Here is a 17,291-nt window from a genome sequence, read left to right on the forward strand (position 1 = left end):
AAATAGTGTCTTTAAGGCACTATTTTTTTATAACCATTGTTTCTGAATTTTTAAAGTTTGTTCAATCACATCTCTTACACATCCTTTTCCCCCTTTTTTAGGGGAAATATATTTTGATACGTCTTTGACTTCTTGAACGGCATCTATTGGAGAACAAGGTAAGGCTACAGATTTCATGATCTCAATATCAGGAATATCATCTCCCATATAGAGAATTTTTTTTTTCGTAAGATTCAAAATCTTGCAATATTCATCTAAATATTTTTTTTTATTATCTACCCCTTGATAAATATAAGATATATTCAATTCTCTCAAATGTCTAAAAACCATCAAATCTGAACCTCTTGTTATAATACATAAATTGTATCCTTTTTTTTTTGCTAATTGTATTGCATAACCATCTTTAGCAAACATTTTTCTTACCAGATTTCCATCTGAAAACAAATTCAAAGTACAATCTGTCAATACTCCATCTACATCAAATATGAACGTATTAATATAATTCATTATACTTATATAATTCTCCATATAAACAAACATAAAAATAATCAACTAATCATTTAATCATTAATTTGTCTTTTTTACAAAAAAAAAGCTTCCATTCTTTTTCCGTAAAAAAAAGAAAAAAAATTCAAAATAAATAATGTTTTCCTTAAATATCTTCGAAATTAATATTTGTAAAATTTTTTATTTCTGATGTTTTTTTTTGAACTTCTTTAGTTTCTTGATTGTATGTAGTATGATGATTTTTAAAATCTTTTTGATGACGTTCTGAAATGACCTCTCTTCCTTTTTCATTAATAATAAATCGAATCATATCATCAAGTATACTTTGAAATTTTGAAAAATCTTCTTTATACAAATAAATTTTGTGTTTTTTATAAGTTACTTCTCCCGTATCAGAAAAATTTTTCTTACTTTCGGTTATTGTCAAATAATAATCACCAGCTCTTGTTTCTCTTGCATCAAAAAAATAAGTTCTACTACCAGTTTTTAGAGTTCGTGAACAAATTTCATTTCTTTCTTTGATATTTTCTTTTTCGTCCATTTCAAAAAATATTATAATCCTAACTCAGCAAATCTAAACAAAAAAAATGGGTCATCCTATTTTTTTATCATAATTATTTAATTAAAATGAATTTTTCATAAAAAAATAGGATGATTTTCTATTTTTGATATTTTTCCGTTTTTTAAAACAATAAATAAATCAAAATCGGAAATAAAAGAAGTATCATGAGTTATAATAATAATAGTGCTATATTTCATTTTTTCTTTAACATAATGAATAATTCGTTTTCTTGTTTTTTGATCTATAGCAGAAAAACTATCATCAAATATAAGAATTTTTGGATTTCTGATAACAGCTCTAGCTATACATATTCTTTGTTTTTGTCCTCCAGATAAAGTAATTCCTCTTTCTCCTATAATAGTTTCATATCCATTTTTAAAATTTAAAATATCATTTTCTATCATAGCTATCCTAGCTGCATCATATACTTTACATGGAGTTATTTTTTTTACACTTCCTAAAGCTATATTATTGTAAATAGAATCTGAAAAAAGGAAAGATTCTTGAGGAACATAACCAATGTTTTTTCTAAAATCATACAAATTGTGATCTTTTAAAGATAAATTATCTATTAATATTTCTCCTTTATGAGGATCATATAAACGGGATATTAATCTTCCTATAGTTGTTTTTCCTGATCCTGTTTCTCCCGTTAAAATTAACGTTTTTCCTTTCATTAAAGTAAAGTTTATTCTACTAACTGTATGATTTTTTTTATGATATTGTTTTGGATTACATTCATTCTTTTGATTACAATAAAAAAAACTTACATTTTTAAATTGAACTTTTCCAAAAATTTTTGTTTTTATTAAATTTTTATTCAAAATTTCAGGTTTTACTTTCAAAAATTCACTAATACGAATTAATGATACTTTAGCTCTTTCTGATATGGAAACAACCCATCCTAATATAATAAAAGGAAAAATTAAAACATTTACATACGTAAAAAATTCAGCTATGGTTCCAATCTCTTTAATTTCTCCTTCAAAATATTTTTTTCCTCCAAAAAACAAAATTAATAAATGACAAATTCCTATGAAAAATATAATAACAGAAGATAGTATAGTGTCAATTTTGGCTAATTCTATATTTTTTTTTTTATATTTTAATATAATTTTTCTATGTTTTTCTTGAAAAAAAGATTCTGATACAAAAGATTTGATAATGTGAATTCCTGAAAAAGTTTCTTGTATAAAAGAACAGATAATAGATTGAAAATTTTGAACTTTTTTGCTTCTATTGGTAACAGAAATACTGATACAGTATATAGAAATAAAAAGAATAGGAATGGGTAAAATAACATAAAAAGTCAGGATCTTATTAATCCGTAACATTTGCATAAGAACCATAAAAAAAAGAATTATAAGATTCAAAAAATACATTATTCCAGGACCTATATATTGTCTTACAAAAGAAACGTCTTCTGTAAGACGGTTCATTAAATCACCTGTAGAATTTTTTTTATAAAAAGACAAACTTAATTTTTGATAATGTGAAAAAATTTCATTTTTTATATCAAATTCTATCATTCTAGACGTGGTAATTATACATTGTCGCATATGATATTTTACAAATCCACCTATAATTGGAACTATTAATATAATACTAGCATAAATACAAATGTCTTTTTTTAAAAAAAAAGAGATAGAATCTGATGAATTTGAAAAATTGATAAATAGATTTTTTATGGTATTAACAGATTTTCCGATATAAGGAATAGGAAATAAAGTTAAAATATTTGATACTAAAATTAATAAAAACCCTATACACAAACGAAATTTGTACTTTCTACAATATCTTTTGCTAAAAGCAAATAAACCACTCATATAACATACAAAAATACAAACTTTTTAAGTTTTGATTTTTTATATTTATATAATTATTGTACAAAAATTTTGTTGTGCATAAAACATCAACATTATTATAATAAAAAATGTCAGTAAGACGACACTTTAGAATAAGAAGTTTACAGTTTTTATATGCTCAACATTTATCAAAAATGGATTCAAATAAAGTTGAAGAAAATATGCTTAGAAGTATTGAATCGTTACATCATCTTTATATTTTTCTTCTTTATTTAATTTTAAAAATTAGAGAAAATGCTATGAAAAAAAAACTCTGTAATCAGAATCATAAAACAGATTTTATTCAAAAATTTGCATACAATTCAGTAATAAAAATACTATCTAAAAATAAATATTTAATAGAGGAATATCGTTCTACAAAAAATTCAGAAAAAATTTTGTGGAACCAACAATACGAATATATTTTTATATTTTTGCAAAAAATGCAAAAATCAAATTTTTGCAAAAAATATTCTATAAAATCCTTTTCTTCTTTTGAAGAGGAAAAAAGATTTATAATAAAATATTATAAAAAGTTTGTTATTCCAAATAAAAAATTAATAGAATATATAGAAGATTTATATTATTTTCATGGAGAAGAGGATTTATACATTGCTCATACTATGGTATGTAAAACTTTACAATTTATCAATTATTCCACTCCTAAAAATTTTAAATTATACAATATTTACAAAAATGATGAAAATAAAAAATTTGTTATTAATTTATATCGAAATACAATTTTTCATAAGGAAGAATTTAATCGTTTAATTAACGATATATCATGTAATTGGGATATCAAAAGAATAGCAATTATAGATTTAATTATATTGCAAATGGCTACTTGCGAATTTTTATATTTTCCAAATATTCCTCCTAAAGCAACTATGAATGAGTATATAGAAATTACGAAAATATTTTGTATGGAAAAAAGCAAAATTTTTATTAATGGTATTTTAGATCAAATATTTAAATTTTTATATAAAAAAAATAGAATATTTAAAATAGGAAAAGGACTCATATAAGTAGTAAGTTTATAATAATTTTACTTAAAATATTATATTATGTTTTTTTCATTACAACAAAATTCTATTACAAACACCATTGTGATGTTTGTATTAATCTTCATCATATTTTATTTTTTCATGATACGTCCTCAAATCAAAAGACAAAAACTTGAAAAAAAATTTCAGGAACATTTAAAAATAGGAAATTTTATTGTAACAAATTCAGGAATACATGGTAAAATCATAGATATTACAAATTATTTTTGTATACTAGAAACTATCACAGGAAAAATAAAACTTGAAAAAAATACAATTTCAAAAGAATTAACCCAATTACGTTATAGTAATAATAATACTAATAAACAAAAATCATGAATGTAATAAAAAAAATAAAATTGATAGGAATAACGGGAAAAATGGGATCTGGAAAAAGTTTATTTTCTTTTTTTTTAAAAAAAAAAGGAATTTCTGTTTATTCTTCAGATCAAAGAGGAAAAATATTAATGAATCAAGTAAAAATTATAAAACAAAATATTATAAAATATTTTGGTAAAGATTCTTATAGAAAAAATAAAATAAATAAAACTTATTTATCTGAAATTGTATTCAAAAATCCTACAGCATTAAAATTATTATGTACAATCGTACATCCATGGATATCACTAGATTTTAAACAATGGATATCATCTATTAAAATACAAAAAAAAACTTTATATGTTATAAAGGAATCAGCTGTATTATTTGAAAGTAATAGTTATAAGGAATGTGATTTTATCATAACTATTACTTCACCTAAAAAAAATATGATCCAAAGAATAATAAAAAGAGATAATATAAATGAAAATCAAATCATAGATAGATTGAAAAATCAAATATCTAATCGACAAAGAGAAAAAAAATCCAATTTCATAATTAAAAATTATTCATACACATACTATCTACAAAAAGAAGCAGATAGAATACATAAACTATTAGAAAAATTAATTACACAAAAAAATCAATAAATATGGGAAAAGGAGATAAAAAAACTAGGAGAGGAAAAATAAGAAATAAAACCTATGGAAACCTTCGTTTAAATCCAAGAAATAAAAGAAAAAAGAAATTAAAAATTATCACATTTTCTGGTACTACTATCACCGGTAAAAACCGATAAAAAATAGATCAATTGAGCTAAACAACCCAAAGCTGAAACAACGTAAGTCATAGCTGCCAAATTTAATGATTCTTTTGCTTTATGATATTCTTGATAATTCACCACATTTTTATTTTTTAACCAAGTCAAAGCTCTATTACTTGCATCAAATTCTATAGGTAATGTGATAAAAGAAAAAATCACAACTAAAAAGAATAATCCTATTCCTAATTTTAAAATCAAAGAATCATTTCCTCCTGAATTATAAAAAATCGTTAATCCAGATATTATCGCTATATTAGTAAATTTAGAACTTAAATTCAAAATAGGAATTAAATGATTCCGTAATTTTAGTAAATTATAACCTAATTGATGTTGCAAAGCATGACCACATTCATGAGACGCCACTGCAATTGAAGCTGCGGTCCTATCATTGTAAACTTTTTCACTCAAATTAATTGTTTTATTCATGGGATTATAATGATCAGTCAATTCTCCTTCTATAGAAATAACATTCACATCATTGATTCCATGGTCTGCTAACATCTTTTCTGCTATTTCCTTTCCACTCATACATGAATGCAAATATAGTTTAGAATAATCTCTAAACTTTTTTTTCAATATTGAATTTACAATAATACTCACCAAAACAGTGATACCTACAATAAAATAGTAAGTCATAAAAATCTATTTTCAAACAAAATTATTAATTTATTGAATAAAATAAAAATATATATAAATTAGCTTGATGTCAAATTTTTGACTATGAATATACCAAGAGTCAACAACCTAAAAAGAGTCGTTATTATTGGTGCTGGATTTGCAGGATTACAAGTAGCAAAAAAATTAAGGAGAGATAAATTCCAAGTGGTTCTTATAGATAAAAATAATTATCATACTTTTCAACCTCTATTGTATCAAGTAGCTACAGCAGGATTAGAACCAGATTCTATCGCACATTCTATTAGAAATATTATAAAAAAAACAAAAAACTTTTTCTTTAGATTGACTATTGTTCATTATATCAATACAAAAAAACAAAAAATATATACAAATGTAGGAAATTTATCTTACGACTACTTAATTATGGCAACAGGATCTGTAACCAATTATTTTGGAAATAAAAATATAGAATCTTTTGCCTTACCCATGAAATCTATTCCAGAAGCTTTAAATTTAAGAAGTCTTATTTTACAAGACTTTGAGTCATCTTTATTAACAAAAGATGAAAAAAAGAAAGTGAGACTTATGACTTTCGTCATTGTAGGAGGGGGTCCTACTGGGGTAGAACTAGCTGGAGCTTTAGCTGAAATGAAAAAATACGTATTACCACATGATTATCCTGATTTAGATATTCAATATATGAATATTCATTTATTACAAGCTACTTCTAGATTATTAGATGGAATGTCTGAGGAATCAGCTAAACAAGCTTATAAAAATTTGAAAGAGTTAGGTGTTATTATTTGGTTAAATTCTTTAGTAAAAGATTATAACGGAGAAATAGTTTTTATGGAAAACAATCAAAAAATAGAATCTTCTAACGTGATATGGGCCGCAGGAGTAAAAGGTGCTATTATTAAGGGTTTTTTAAAAGAAGACATAAAAGGAAATAGAATTTTAGTTGACAATAATCTTAGGACCATAAGATATAAAAATATTTTTGCTATTGGAGATATTGCTTTTATAAATACAAATCGACATTATCCTAATGGTCATCCTATGACAGCTCAACCTGCTATACAACAAGGAAATTGTTTAGCTAGAAATTTGAATTGTTTTTTAGATAATATTGAAATGAAACCTTTTATTTACAAAAACTTAGGTTCAATGGCGACTATTGGAAGAAATAAGGCCGTATGTGATTTTTCCTATATAAAACTAAAAGGCTTTTTAGCATGGATTGTTTGGATGTTTGTTCATTTAGTCAGTTTAGTAGGTTTTAGAAATAGAGTCATAGCTCTAACAAATTGGATTATTCAATATTTCCATTATAATAAAAGTGTACGTCTAATTATAAGACCATTTCATAGAAAAAAAAAAATTATTTAAAAACAAGTTGAGAAAGAATATTTTTTATTTTATTTTCTGTTTCCACATATTCTTGATGGATATTGCTATCCACAGTAATTCCGCTACCAGCATATAAAATCATTTCTTTTTTATCTTTTTTTATTTTTACACATCTTAAATTCAAATATAATTCCATGTTAGTTTTATGAACTATTCCAAGAAATCCTGTATAAAATTGTCTTTCGTATCCTTCATTTTTATGAATAAAATCTAATGACTTTTTTTTAGGGTATCCACATATAGAAGGAGTAGGATGTAACCCATTTAATATTTCATAATAATTAGGTTTTTCATAAAATGAAAAAAGAATTGGAGTTTCTAAATGTTTTAAATGACCTATTTTTATAATTTTTGTATTTTTTATATGAATAGAACCTTTATAAGATTTTAATAAATGAAGAATATATCTTATTACAATTTTATGTTCTTCTGTTTCTTTTTTTGTCCATTTTTTAGATCCCCAAATAGTTCCTGCTAAAGCTGATATGTTTAATTTTTTATTATGACATTCCATTAACAATTCAGGAGAACATCCCATCCAAAATCCATAATGAAAATTATACCAAAGACTAACCAAAGCATTGGGATAAGCATGAATTAATTTTATAAATGTATTTTTGAAATAAAAATTTCGAAAAGAAATTTTTATAAATCTGGATAAAACAACTTTTTTTAGAAATCCTTTTTTTATATTTTCAATAGCATTTTTTATTAATTTTTTATATTTGTAAGAATCTGTTAAAAAAGAAGAGTTTTTTTCCCAAAAAGAAGGAAATATATTTGTCTTGTTATAAAAATTTTGTATATCTACACAATAGATATTTTTTGGATATATTTTTATGGTCTGATCGTGTTTAAAATTTTGAATTAAAAAAAAATTTACGCCAAAAGAATAATCATAGTGGGAATAAAAAAATATTTTTTTATCATAGGGTTTTCTAAAAACAACAAAACTATTATGGTTATAATAATTTTTTAGAATTTTTTTATATAAAGAAAAAACACTAATTTCTATTGACATACTTTATTTTTTCGGAATTATAATATTAGTTAATTTACAAAAACTAATAATATTTTTTTCTTCATCAGAAACATGAACTTGAATAAAATGTAAAATATTTCCTTTATGAAAAATTTTTGCTTTGGCAAACAGAATTCCTTTTTTTATTTTTATGGATCGAATATGATTTGTAGAAATTTCAATACTAAAAACTTTAAAATTGTTTTTTTTTTCATTTATAATATTGATAAAAGAAATAGAACTTCCAACACTTTCAGCTAAAATTATAGTTGCTCCTCCATGTAAAAAACCAAAAGGTTGAAATATTTTAGAATTTATAGGCATTTTTGCTATCAGTGTATCTAAATGATTTGATAAAAAAATAAATTGAATTTGCATTATGTTTATCAATGTATTTTTTTTCAAATCATTTAACTTATTTAATAATTCTTGAGTTCTTTCTCTCATACATACAACATAAAAAAAAACAATCTTAAAACAAGATTGATTATTCTTGTTTATATAAACCAATTTACATTATTATATAAAATCAAAAAAAATTAGTGAATATGAAAAAAAAACAAGATTCTGAAGATCTTATTCCTTTAATAGGAATGGATAATCAAATTATAGGATTTGAAAAAAAAGAAAAAATTCATATAAAAGGATTACGACATAGTGCTGTTTCTGTTTTCATTTTTAATCTAGAAAACGATTTAATGTTGCAAAAAAGATCTTCAAAAAAATATCATTCTTCTTCACTTTGGACGAATACTTGTTGCAGTCATCCTAAAAAAAACGAATCTGTTTTAACAGCAGCACATCGTTGTTTGATAGAAGAAATGGGGTTCGATTGTTTTTTAGAACAAAAATTTAGCTTTACTTATCATGAATTTTTTAGTAATGGATTAATAGAAAATGAACTAGATCATGTTTTTGTCGGTTTGTATGAACAATATCCAATTCTAAATTTTAAAGAAGTGGATAATTGGAGATGGATTTCATTAAATGAATTAATTGAAAATATTCATACTTATCCAGATTCTTATACCATTTGGTTAAAAATTATTATTAAAAATCATTTAAATCAATTAAAATATATAAAAAAATATGATAGCTACTATAAATAGAAAAGGATATTTTAGCGCAGCGCATAGGCTCTATAATAATCATTGGGATTATAAAAAAAATATTGAAATGTTTGGAAAATGTGCACATCTCAACTATCATGGACATAATTACAAATATATTGTAAGCATTACAGGAGAGATAAATCCTGAAACGGGATTTGTTTTCAATTTACAGAAATTGAAATGCATTCTTTCTGATGAAATAGAAAAACTTTTTGATCATAAAAATATTAATTTGGATATTATAGAATTTTCATCTATAAATCCCACTATAGAAAATATGGTTATTTTCATATGGAATCGAATAAAGAAAAAAATATATTCTAATTTTAAATTAGGGATAACTTTGTACGAAACAGAAAATAATTTTGTTGAATATGACGGAAAATAAAAAAAATATTATCAAAAAGACAATCTTGTATGATAATCACATCCGTTTAGGAGCTAAAATGGTTAACTATTCCGGGTTTTATATGCCACTTCAATATACTTCTTCTTTAACGGAACATATGCATGTAAGAAATGATGCTGGAATTTTTGATGTCAGTCATATGGGAAAATTTATCTTAGAAGGAAAAGATTCTGAAGATCTCATTCAATATTTAACCACGAATGATATCTCTAAAATAAGAATTGGACAAGCTCAATACACTTGTTTAATTAATGATAAAGGAGGAATTATAGACGATTTAGTCATTTATAAAATTTCAGAACAAAAATTTTTACTTATAGTGAATGCTGTTAATATTGAAAAAAATAAAAAATGGATCAATGATTATATAAAAAAATATGAATATAGCAATATAGTATTGATAGATACTTCTTTAGAATATTCTCTTTTAGCTATTCAAGGTCCATTATCTTTATTTTATACTCAAAAATTAACAAATATTTCATTAAATAAAATTTCTTTTTATCATTTTGAAATAGGAGAATTTTTAGGAATAAAAAATGTATTAATTTCTAGGACAGGATATACAGGATCTAAAGGAATAGAAGTTTATGTTTCCAATGAAAATGCAAAAAAAATATGGAATGAAATTTTAAAAATAGAAAAAAACAAAATAATTCCTTGTGGAATAGCAAGCAGAAATTCATTGAGATTAGAAATGGGATATCGATTATATGGACAAGATCTTTCTGAAAAAATAACTCCTATAGAAGCCAATTTATCTTGGATAATTAAATTTGAAAAAAAATTTATAGCCAAAAAAATATTACAAAGACAAAAAAAAGAAGGAACATATAAAATGTTTATATCTTTTCTTGTTAAAGAAGAAAAAACAATTCCAAGACAAGGGCAATTATTAATAAATGAAAATGAAAATCCTATTGGTTATGTAACTTCTGGTGTTTATTCTCCAGTTCTAAAAAAAGGTATTGGAATAGGATATCTAACAACAAATCAAAAAAAAGAAAACTCTGTATTTGTTCTTATGAGAAAAAAAAAAATACCCGTTAAAATGGTTAAATTACCTTTTATAAAAATTCAAAGTTGAATAGTTGATTTTATCAAATTATAAAAAAATCATAGTTTTATTAAGAAAAAAAAACAGAATCATATATATAAAACATATTCAAAAAAATTTTTTGTTAGCTATTCCTGTATTTTTTACCCAGTTAGGTATAATATGTATAGGTTTATCTGACAATATAATGGTTGGTTTTTTAGGAAAAAAAGCTTTAGCTTCAGTTTCATTATCTAATGCTGTTTTTTTTATTATGATCATTTTTGGTCTTGGAATATCTACAGCTATTTCTGCTATAATTGCATCTATAGATGCAAAACAAGAGTATAGAAAGGGAGCTATCATTTTTTATCATGGATTAGTTTTAAATTTTTTTTTATCTGTATTAATGTATGGATTAATACAAATTTTTTGCTATATTTTTCCTTATTTAGGACAACCTAAAGAAATATTGAATGAAACTATTTCTTTTTTGAAAGTAGTATCCATTTCTTTCATACCTTGGATGATATTTGAAGTTTTTAGAAAATTTTCAGAAGGATTATCTTTGGTATTTCCTGGTTTAATTGTTACTTGGATTTCCGCTTTTATTAATATTATATTAAATTATATATTTATTCACGGAAGCTATGGTTTTCCGAAATTGGGTATTGTTGGCGTTGCTTATGCTACTCTAATATCTAGAACAACGATGTTGATCGGAATTTTGATTTTATTGTATCAACACAAAAAAATACATAATTATTATAAACAATTCCAATATTTTTTTTTAAAAAAAAAATATTTAAAAAAAATATTAAAAATCGGAATTCCTTCTGGATTACATATGTTCTTTGAAATGAGTGCTTTTTCCATTTCTTCCTTTATATCAGGAAGATGTGGAATCAAAGTATTAGCCGCTCATCAAATAGTTATGAGTTTAGTTTCTTCCACTTTTCTTCTTAGTACAGGTCTATCTGTGGCTGCTACAATAAGAATAGGAAATCAACTAGCTCTAAAAAATTATTTAGAATTAAAAAGAATAGGAATCTCTATTTTTTTTATGGGAATTATTTTTATGTTGATCTGTAGTTTTTTATTTTTTTTCTTTCGAAGTTTCATTCCTTCTATTTATATCAAAAATGATGAAGAAGTGATTAAAATTGCAAAAAAAATGATAGTTATTGCTAGTATTTTTCAATTATCTGATGGATTACAAGGAATTATTCTTGGAGCATTAAGAGGTTTACAAGATGTTCATATTCCCATGTGGATTAGTTTTTTTTCTTATTGGATTATTGCTATACCTACAGCATGGTTTTTGTCTATTAAAATGGGAGGAATAGGAGTATGGATTGGATTGGGTTTTGGTTTAACAATATCATCTATGTTACTTTTTATAAGATATAAAACTATACTTAAAAAAATAATACAGATGAAATAAACATTTCATATTCAAACAAATAATTCATCATAATAATATTATAGTTCGTGTTAAATATATATATTTGTTGTTATACATATGTATAAAATTAAAATTTTAATAGCATTTTTATCATTTTTTCATGAAAACATTTCAAGAATACGATTTTTTTGACGATAATATCATTCAAGCCATAGAAGATATTGGATTTAAATATCCAACACCAATACAAGAAAAAGTGATTCCTTTTTTATTGTCTTCAGAAAAAGATATTATAGCATTAGCCCAAACGGGTACAGGAAAAACAGCTGCTTTTGGACTTCCAATTATTCAAAAAATGAATTTGAAATACACTTTTCCTAAAGCTTTAATTTTATGCCCTACAAGAGAATTATGTATACAAATAACACGTGATCTTTGCCGGTTTTCGAAATTTTCATCATTTATAAAAATTGTTTCTTTATATGGAGGAGCAAACATTAATTCACAAATCCAATCTTTGAAAAAAAAAACTCATATTATAGTAGGAACTCCAGGAAGAATTATTGATTTAATAAAAAGAAAAAAATTATACTTTAATGAAATTCAATATTTAGTACTTGATGAAGCGGATGAAATGCTAAATATGGGATTTAAAGAAGAATTAGATTCTATAATAGAAAAATTACCAAAAAAAAGACAAAGTTTATTGTTTTCGGCAACAATGTCTAGATATATGAATGTTATAGCTCACAAATATTTAATAGATCCTGTAGAAATTGTAACGGGGAAAAAAAATATAGGTTCCGATGATGTAAAACACGTCTATTATATAATAGAAAAATTGAATAAAAAATATTTAGCTTTGAAAAGAATTTTGGATATAAATCCTGATATTTATAGTATTATATTTTGTGGAACTAAAAAAGAAACTAAAGAAATAGCCGAATTTTTAATCAAAGATGGTTATAATGCTGATGCTTTATATGGAGATCTTTCACAAGCACAACGTGAATCCGTTATGAACAGATTCAGAAATAAAAATTTACAATTTCTTGTAGCGACAGATGTCGCCGCTCGTGGATTAGATGTAAATAATATAACTCATGTTATTAATTACAATCTTCCAAAAGAAAGTGAAAGTTATGTCCATAGAAGTGGACGTACGGGAAGAGCTGGAAATACGGGTATTTCTGCTTGTATTATTCAAACCAAAGAAATTAGAAATTTAAAGGATTTTGAAAAAAAAATTGGAAAAAATTTTTACCGTGTTATGGTTCCTACTGGAGAAGAAATATGTGAAAAACAACTATTCTATTTTATAGAAAAAATAAAAAAAGTAGTCGTAAATGATAAATTGATGAAAAAATTTCTTCCTGAAATACAAAAAAATTTAGAATTCTTTGACAAAGAAGAATTAATAAAACGTTTTTCATGGATTGGATTTAATCACTTCATAAATTATTATAAAAATTCTAAAGATCTAAATCCTGTTTTTTATAAACAAAATTATAGTTCCTCGTACAAAAAAAAAAAAACTTTTTCAAAACTATTTTTAAATATAGGATATAAAGATAATCTAACAAAATTAGGATTAATAAACTTAATCAACCAATCAGTTGATAATTTAAATATTTATATTGGTCATATAAAAATTTTATCAAATTTTTCATTGTTTGAAGTAGAAAAACGTTATAGGAACAAAATATTAATAGGAATGAGCAGGATTAATCATTTAGGAAGACCTATTTCGATCGAAATAAAAAACTAGTTTCGTAATGGCAGGAAATATTTTTGGAAATTTGTTCAGAGTTAGTACTTTTGGAGAAAGTCATGGAATCGCATTAGGTGGAATTATTGATGGATGTCCAGCAGGAATAGAATTAAATTTTAAAGAAATTCAATATGAATTAAATAGAAGAAAACCTGGACAATCATCTATAGTAACTCAAAGAAATGAACCCGATAAAGTAATTTTTTTATCTGGAATTTTTGATAATAAAACGACAGGAACACCCATTGGATTTGTCATTTATAACAAAGATCATAAATCATATGATTACCATCATATTCGAGAAGTTTATCGTCCGTCACATTCAGATTTTACATATGAAAAAAAATATGGAATCAGAGATTACAGAGGAGGAGGACGTTCTTCTGCAAGAGAAACAACATGCCGAGTTGTAGCTGGTGCTATTGCTAAACAATTAATCAAAGATATTACAATTGCATCTTATGTTTCTTCTGTAGGTGATATATCTATAAATAAATCTTATAAAGAATTAGATTTGTCCAGAAAATCAATAGAAAAAAATCCTATAAGATGTCCCGATACGGATACTGCGGAAAAAATGATATCCAAAATTCAAGAAATAAAAAATAAAGGAGACACTATAGGAGGTATTATTACTTGTGTGATTAAAAACATTCCAATAGGAATTGGAGAACCTGTTTTTGAAAAATTACATGCTGAAATAGGAAAAGCTATGCTATCAATTAATGCTGTAAAAGGGTTTGAATATGGAAGTGGATTTGATGGAACTAAGATAACTGGTTCTCAACATAATGATTTATTTAAACAAGATGGAACAACCAAAACAAATTTATCAGGAGGTATACAAGGAGGAATTTCAAATGGAATGGATATTTATTTTAGAATAGCATTTAAACCTATAGCTACGATAATGCAAAAACAAAAAACTATAGATAAACATGGGAATGTTGTCCTTATGAAAGGAAAAGGAAGACATGATCCTTGTGTTTTACCTCGTGCTATTCCTATTGTTGAATCTATGACCGCTTTAGTTTTAGCAGATTATTGGATGTATACTAAATTATCTAAATATTCTTCAATAAAAAAAAATTGAATCAAAAACTTATCATTTTTATTGTAGGCCCTACTTGTGTAGGAAAAACTTCTCTTTCCTTATTTTTAGCTGAAAAATTTCATACTGAAATTTTATCTTGTGATTCTAGACAATTTTATAAGGAATTAAAAATAGGAACATCTATGCCTACTATAGAAGAACTATCTCGTATTCCTCATCATTTTATTGGACATTTAAGTATTCATCAGACATACAATGCAAAATTATTTGAAATAGATTCCTTAAAAAAAATTTCAAAATTATTCACTAAACATTCTGTATTAATTATGGTAGGAGGATCTAGTTTGTATGAAAAAGCAGTAACAGAAGGGTTATCAGAATTTCCTAAAATCAATTTTAATATTAGAAATAATTTGATTTATCATTTTAAAAAAAAAGGAATTTCCTTTTTGCAGGAAACATTTTTTAAATTCAAAAAACCAGGCGAATCAATAGATATTGATAACCCTATACGTTTAATTCGATATTTAGAAATAGTTCAGTCTACAGGAAAAAATCCTTCTTTTTTTTACAATACAAAAAAAAAAAGAAATTTTATAATTTTGAAGATAGGATTAACAATGCCAAGATATAAGATTTATTCTAGAATCAATAATAGAGTAGATCATATGATGAAAATAGGTCTATTAGATGAAGCTAGACTCTATTATAATTATAAAAATTTAAATAGTTTACAAACTATTGGTTATCAAGAAATTTTTGAATTTTTTTCAGGAAAAAAAAATGATTTGAATAAAAGTATAGAAAAAATAAAAAGAAACACTAGAAGATATGCCAAAAGACAATTGACCTGGTATAGAAAAGACTCATCAGTTGTATGGTTTGATTCGAAGGAAGAAAATAAAATCTTAGATTTTATTCTAAAAAAAACAGTGGGCAATACTGGATTCGAACCAGTGACCCCCTGCTTGTAAAACAGATGCTCTAAACCAAACTGAGCTAATTGCCCTGTTTACTCAAATGTAAGAAAAAATTTTTATAATATAACAAGATTTCGGATACAACAAACGTACTTCCACTTATTAAAATCAAATCATTTTTATTAGCTTTACTTTTAGCAAATAAAAAAGCCTTCTTTACAGAAGAAAAAAATTTTATTTTTTCATGATTTTTAAATATATTACTGACTAATATTGACAAATCATGTACAGAATATTTTCTATCTATAGAAGGTTGACAAAAATAATAAAAAGATTCAATAGGAAAATATTTTAACAATTGATCTACTTTTTTTTCTTTTACAAAACCCAAAACTAAATGTAATTTTTCATATGATTCTTTTTTTAATTGATTACTAATCATATATATACCTTCTTCATTATGAGCTATATCACAAATAATTTTTGGATTTTTTTCTTGTAAAATATGCCATCTACCTTTGAAATTAGTATTTTTTATTACATTTTCCAATCCTTTTTTTATTGATTGATTAGATACTATGATATTTTTTCTGTAATGTAAAATACTTATAGTTTTTAATACAAGACTTCGATTAAAATTTTGATAATCAGCTTTAAAAGGCATTTTATATTGAAAATCTTTTTTAGTTTTTACGGAAAAATAAATGGGGGAATTTTTTTTTAGGGCTTCTTGAAGAAAAAGAAATCTAACTTTTTTCGATATTTTTCTTCCTATTATTACTGATACGTTTTTTTTTATAATTCCAGCTTTTTCCAAAGCAATTTTAAATTGATTATTTCCAAGTGTTTCTGTGTGATCTAGACTAATATTTGTAATTATAGATATTTTTGGAATTATCAAATTAGTAGAATCCAATCTTCCCCCCATCCCTACTTCAATAATTGCTATATCTACTTTTTTTTCTTTAAAATATTGAAAAGCTAAAGCTGTGTTCATTTCAAAAAATGAAACTTTTTCTTTTTCTAGAAATTTTTTATTTTCATTTACAAAATTTACAATAAAACCTTTTTCTATCAAAACACCGTTATAGGTTATTCTTTCTCTAAAATCTATTAAATGAGGAGAAGTAAATATTCCTATTTTATATTTTTCTTCTTGTAAAATAGAAGACAACATATGTACTGTAGATCCTTTTCCATTTGTTCCTCCCACATGTATACTTGGAAAATAATTTTGGGGATTTCCTAAATGAGAACAAAAATTTTGTATTCTATTTAAACCAGGTTTATATGATTTCAATCCTGTTTTCTGATAGATTGGAAGACGTTTAAAAATCCATTGAACTGTTTCTGTATAATTCAAATATTAACCCTATTAAAATAACATAGTACAAAAATATATTTCTTTTCAAGAAAAAAATTGATTATAATTGATTAT

General features: G+C 24.2%; 19 protein-coding genes and 1 tRNA gene. 12 read left to right on the forward strand and 8 right to left on the reverse strand.

The genetic code is table 11. The features are described from left to right. Positions 1-27: 27 nt before the first annotated feature. The 3 genes from H0H57_RS02170 to H0H57_RS02180 all read right to left on the reverse strand — a co-directional run bounded on the left by H0H57_RS02170 (position 28) and on the right by H0H57_RS02180 (position 2,895). A complete protein-coding gene (locus H0H57_RS02170; RefSeq protein ID WP_238784304.1) occupies positions 28-507 on the reverse strand; it encodes a KdsC family phosphatase in 480 nt (159 codons plus the stop codon). 145 nt (positions 508-652) lie between these two features. After that, positions 653-1,048, reverse strand: coding sequence for a DUF3276 family protein (locus H0H57_RS02175; protein WP_185863668.1), 396 nt, complete (start codon positions 1,046-1,048; stop codon positions 653-655). Positions 1,049-1,143: 95 nt separating this feature from the next. Then, positions 1,144-2,895, reverse strand: coding sequence for an ABC transporter ATP-binding protein (locus H0H57_RS02180; protein ID WP_185863669.1), 1,752 nt, complete (start codon positions 2,893-2,895; stop codon positions 1,144-1,146). Between the two features lie 107 nt (positions 2,896-3,002). Between H0H57_RS02180 and H0H57_RS02185 the strand changes: the two genes are divergently transcribed. The 4 genes from H0H57_RS02185 (at position 3,003) to H0H57_RS02200 (ending at position 5,073) form a co-directional block, all read left to right on the forward strand. Further along, complete coding sequence (locus H0H57_RS02185; RefSeq protein ID WP_185863670.1) at positions 3,003-3,938, forward strand: transcription antitermination protein NusB; 936 nt, start codon at positions 3,003-3,005, stop codon at positions 3,936-3,938. Positions 3,939-4,058: 120 nt separating this feature from the next. Beyond that, positions 4,059-4,295, forward strand: coding sequence for a preprotein translocase subunit YajC (gene yajC, locus H0H57_RS02190; protein ID WP_394798850.1), 237 nt, complete (start codon positions 4,059-4,061; stop codon positions 4,293-4,295). Further along, a complete protein-coding gene (gene coaE, locus H0H57_RS02195; protein WP_185863672.1) occupies positions 4,292-4,924 on the forward strand; it encodes a dephospho-CoA kinase in 633 nt (210 codons plus the stop codon). Before yajC ends, coaE begins: the two co-directional genes overlap by 4 nt. 2 nt (positions 4,925-4,926) lie before the next feature. Next, entirely contained in the window at positions 4,927-5,073 is a 147-nt protein-coding gene (locus H0H57_RS02200) for a 30S ribosomal protein THX (protein WP_185863673.1), read from the forward strand. On the opposite strand, the gene H0H57_RS02205 is transcribed toward H0H57_RS02200, so the two are convergent. Beyond that, entirely contained in the window at positions 5,023-5,733 is a 711-nt protein-coding gene (locus H0H57_RS02205) for a zinc metallopeptidase (protein WP_185863674.1), read from the reverse strand. The genes H0H57_RS02200 and H0H57_RS02205 overlap by 51 nt on opposite strands. Positions 5,734-5,817: 84 nt before the next feature. On the opposite strand from H0H57_RS02205, the gene H0H57_RS02210 reads away from it, so the two are divergent. After that, a complete protein-coding gene (locus tag H0H57_RS02210) occupies positions 5,818-7,104 on the forward strand; it encodes an NAD(P)/FAD-dependent oxidoreductase (RefSeq protein WP_185863675.1) in 1,287 nt (428 codons plus the stop codon). Here the strand turns inward: H0H57_RS02210 and H0H57_RS02215 are convergent. Together H0H57_RS02215 and H0H57_RS02220 are read right to left on the reverse strand one after the other, a co-directional pair. Then, a complete protein-coding gene (locus H0H57_RS02215; protein WP_185863676.1) occupies positions 7,097-8,146 on the reverse strand; it encodes a chorismate-binding protein in 1,050 nt (349 codons plus the stop codon). The two genes, H0H57_RS02210 and H0H57_RS02215, sit on opposite strands and share 8 nt — an antisense overlap. Positions 8,147-8,149: 3 nt before the next feature. Then, the gene (locus H0H57_RS02220; protein ID WP_238784305.1) at positions 8,150-8,656 is read right to left on the reverse strand and encodes a hotdog fold thioesterase; all 507 of its coding nucleotides are present in this window, start codon (positions 8,654-8,656) and stop codon (positions 8,150-8,152) included. Between the two features lie 38 nt (positions 8,657-8,694). Between H0H57_RS02220 and H0H57_RS02225 the strand changes: the two genes are divergently transcribed. The 7 genes from H0H57_RS02225 to miaA all read left to right on the forward strand — a co-directional run bounded on the left by H0H57_RS02225 (position 8,695) and on the right by miaA (position 15,907). Next, positions 8,695-9,255, forward strand: a complete 561-nt coding sequence (locus H0H57_RS02225) for an isopentenyl-diphosphate Delta-isomerase (RefSeq protein WP_185863677.1) — start codon at positions 8,695-8,697, stop codon at positions 9,253-9,255. Further along, entirely contained in the window at positions 9,236-9,646 is a 411-nt protein-coding gene (locus H0H57_RS02230; RefSeq protein WP_185863678.1) for a 6-pyruvoyl trahydropterin synthase family protein, read from the forward strand. Before H0H57_RS02225 ends, H0H57_RS02230 begins: the two co-directional genes overlap by 20 nt. After that, positions 9,633-10,754: a glycine cleavage system aminomethyltransferase GcvT gene (gene gcvT / locus H0H57_RS02235; protein WP_185863679.1), complete on the forward strand. Its 1,122-nt coding sequence runs from the start codon at positions 9,633-9,635 to the stop codon at positions 10,752-10,754. The genes H0H57_RS02230 and gcvT overlap by 14 nt, the downstream gene beginning before the upstream one ends. A gap of 157 nt (positions 10,755-10,911) precedes the next feature. Further along, positions 10,912-12,147 (forward strand): MATE family efflux transporter, encoded by a 1,236-nt coding sequence (locus tag H0H57_RS02240; RefSeq protein WP_238784342.1) that lies wholly within the window; start codon positions 10,912-10,914, stop codon positions 12,145-12,147. A gap of 121 nt (positions 12,148-12,268) precedes the next feature. Beyond that, positions 12,269-13,876 (forward strand): DEAD/DEAH box helicase, encoded by a 1,608-nt coding sequence (locus tag H0H57_RS02245; protein WP_185863680.1) that lies wholly within the window; start codon positions 12,269-12,271, stop codon positions 13,874-13,876. 7 nt (positions 13,877-13,883) lie between these two features. Continuing rightward, a complete protein-coding gene (aroC, locus tag H0H57_RS02250) occupies positions 13,884-14,972 on the forward strand; it encodes a chorismate synthase (RefSeq protein WP_185863681.1) in 1,089 nt (362 codons plus the stop codon). Continuing rightward, complete coding sequence (gene miaA / locus H0H57_RS02255) at positions 14,969-15,907, forward strand: tRNA (adenosine(37)-N6)-dimethylallyltransferase MiaA (RefSeq protein ID WP_185864094.1); 939 nt, start codon at positions 14,969-14,971, stop codon at positions 15,905-15,907. The genes aroC and miaA overlap by 4 nt, the downstream gene beginning before the upstream one ends. Here miaA and H0H57_RS02260 read toward each other — a convergent pair. After that, positions 15,867-15,942 (reverse strand) — tRNA-Val (locus H0H57_RS02260). The genes miaA and H0H57_RS02260 overlap by 41 nt on opposite strands. Further along, positions 15,933-17,216, reverse strand: coding sequence for a bifunctional folylpolyglutamate synthase/dihydrofolate synthase (locus H0H57_RS02265; RefSeq protein ID WP_185863682.1), 1,284 nt, complete (start codon positions 17,214-17,216; stop codon positions 15,933-15,935). Before H0H57_RS02265 ends, H0H57_RS02260 begins: the two co-directional genes overlap by 10 nt. Positions 17,217-17,291 lie beyond the last annotated feature (75 nt).

Origin of the sequence: Blattabacterium cuenoti (genome assembly GCF_014251755.1) — a bacterium.
Lineage (GTDB): Bacteria > Bacteroidota > Bacteroidia > Flavobacteriales > Blattabacteriaceae > Blattabacterium > Blattabacterium cuenoti_AN.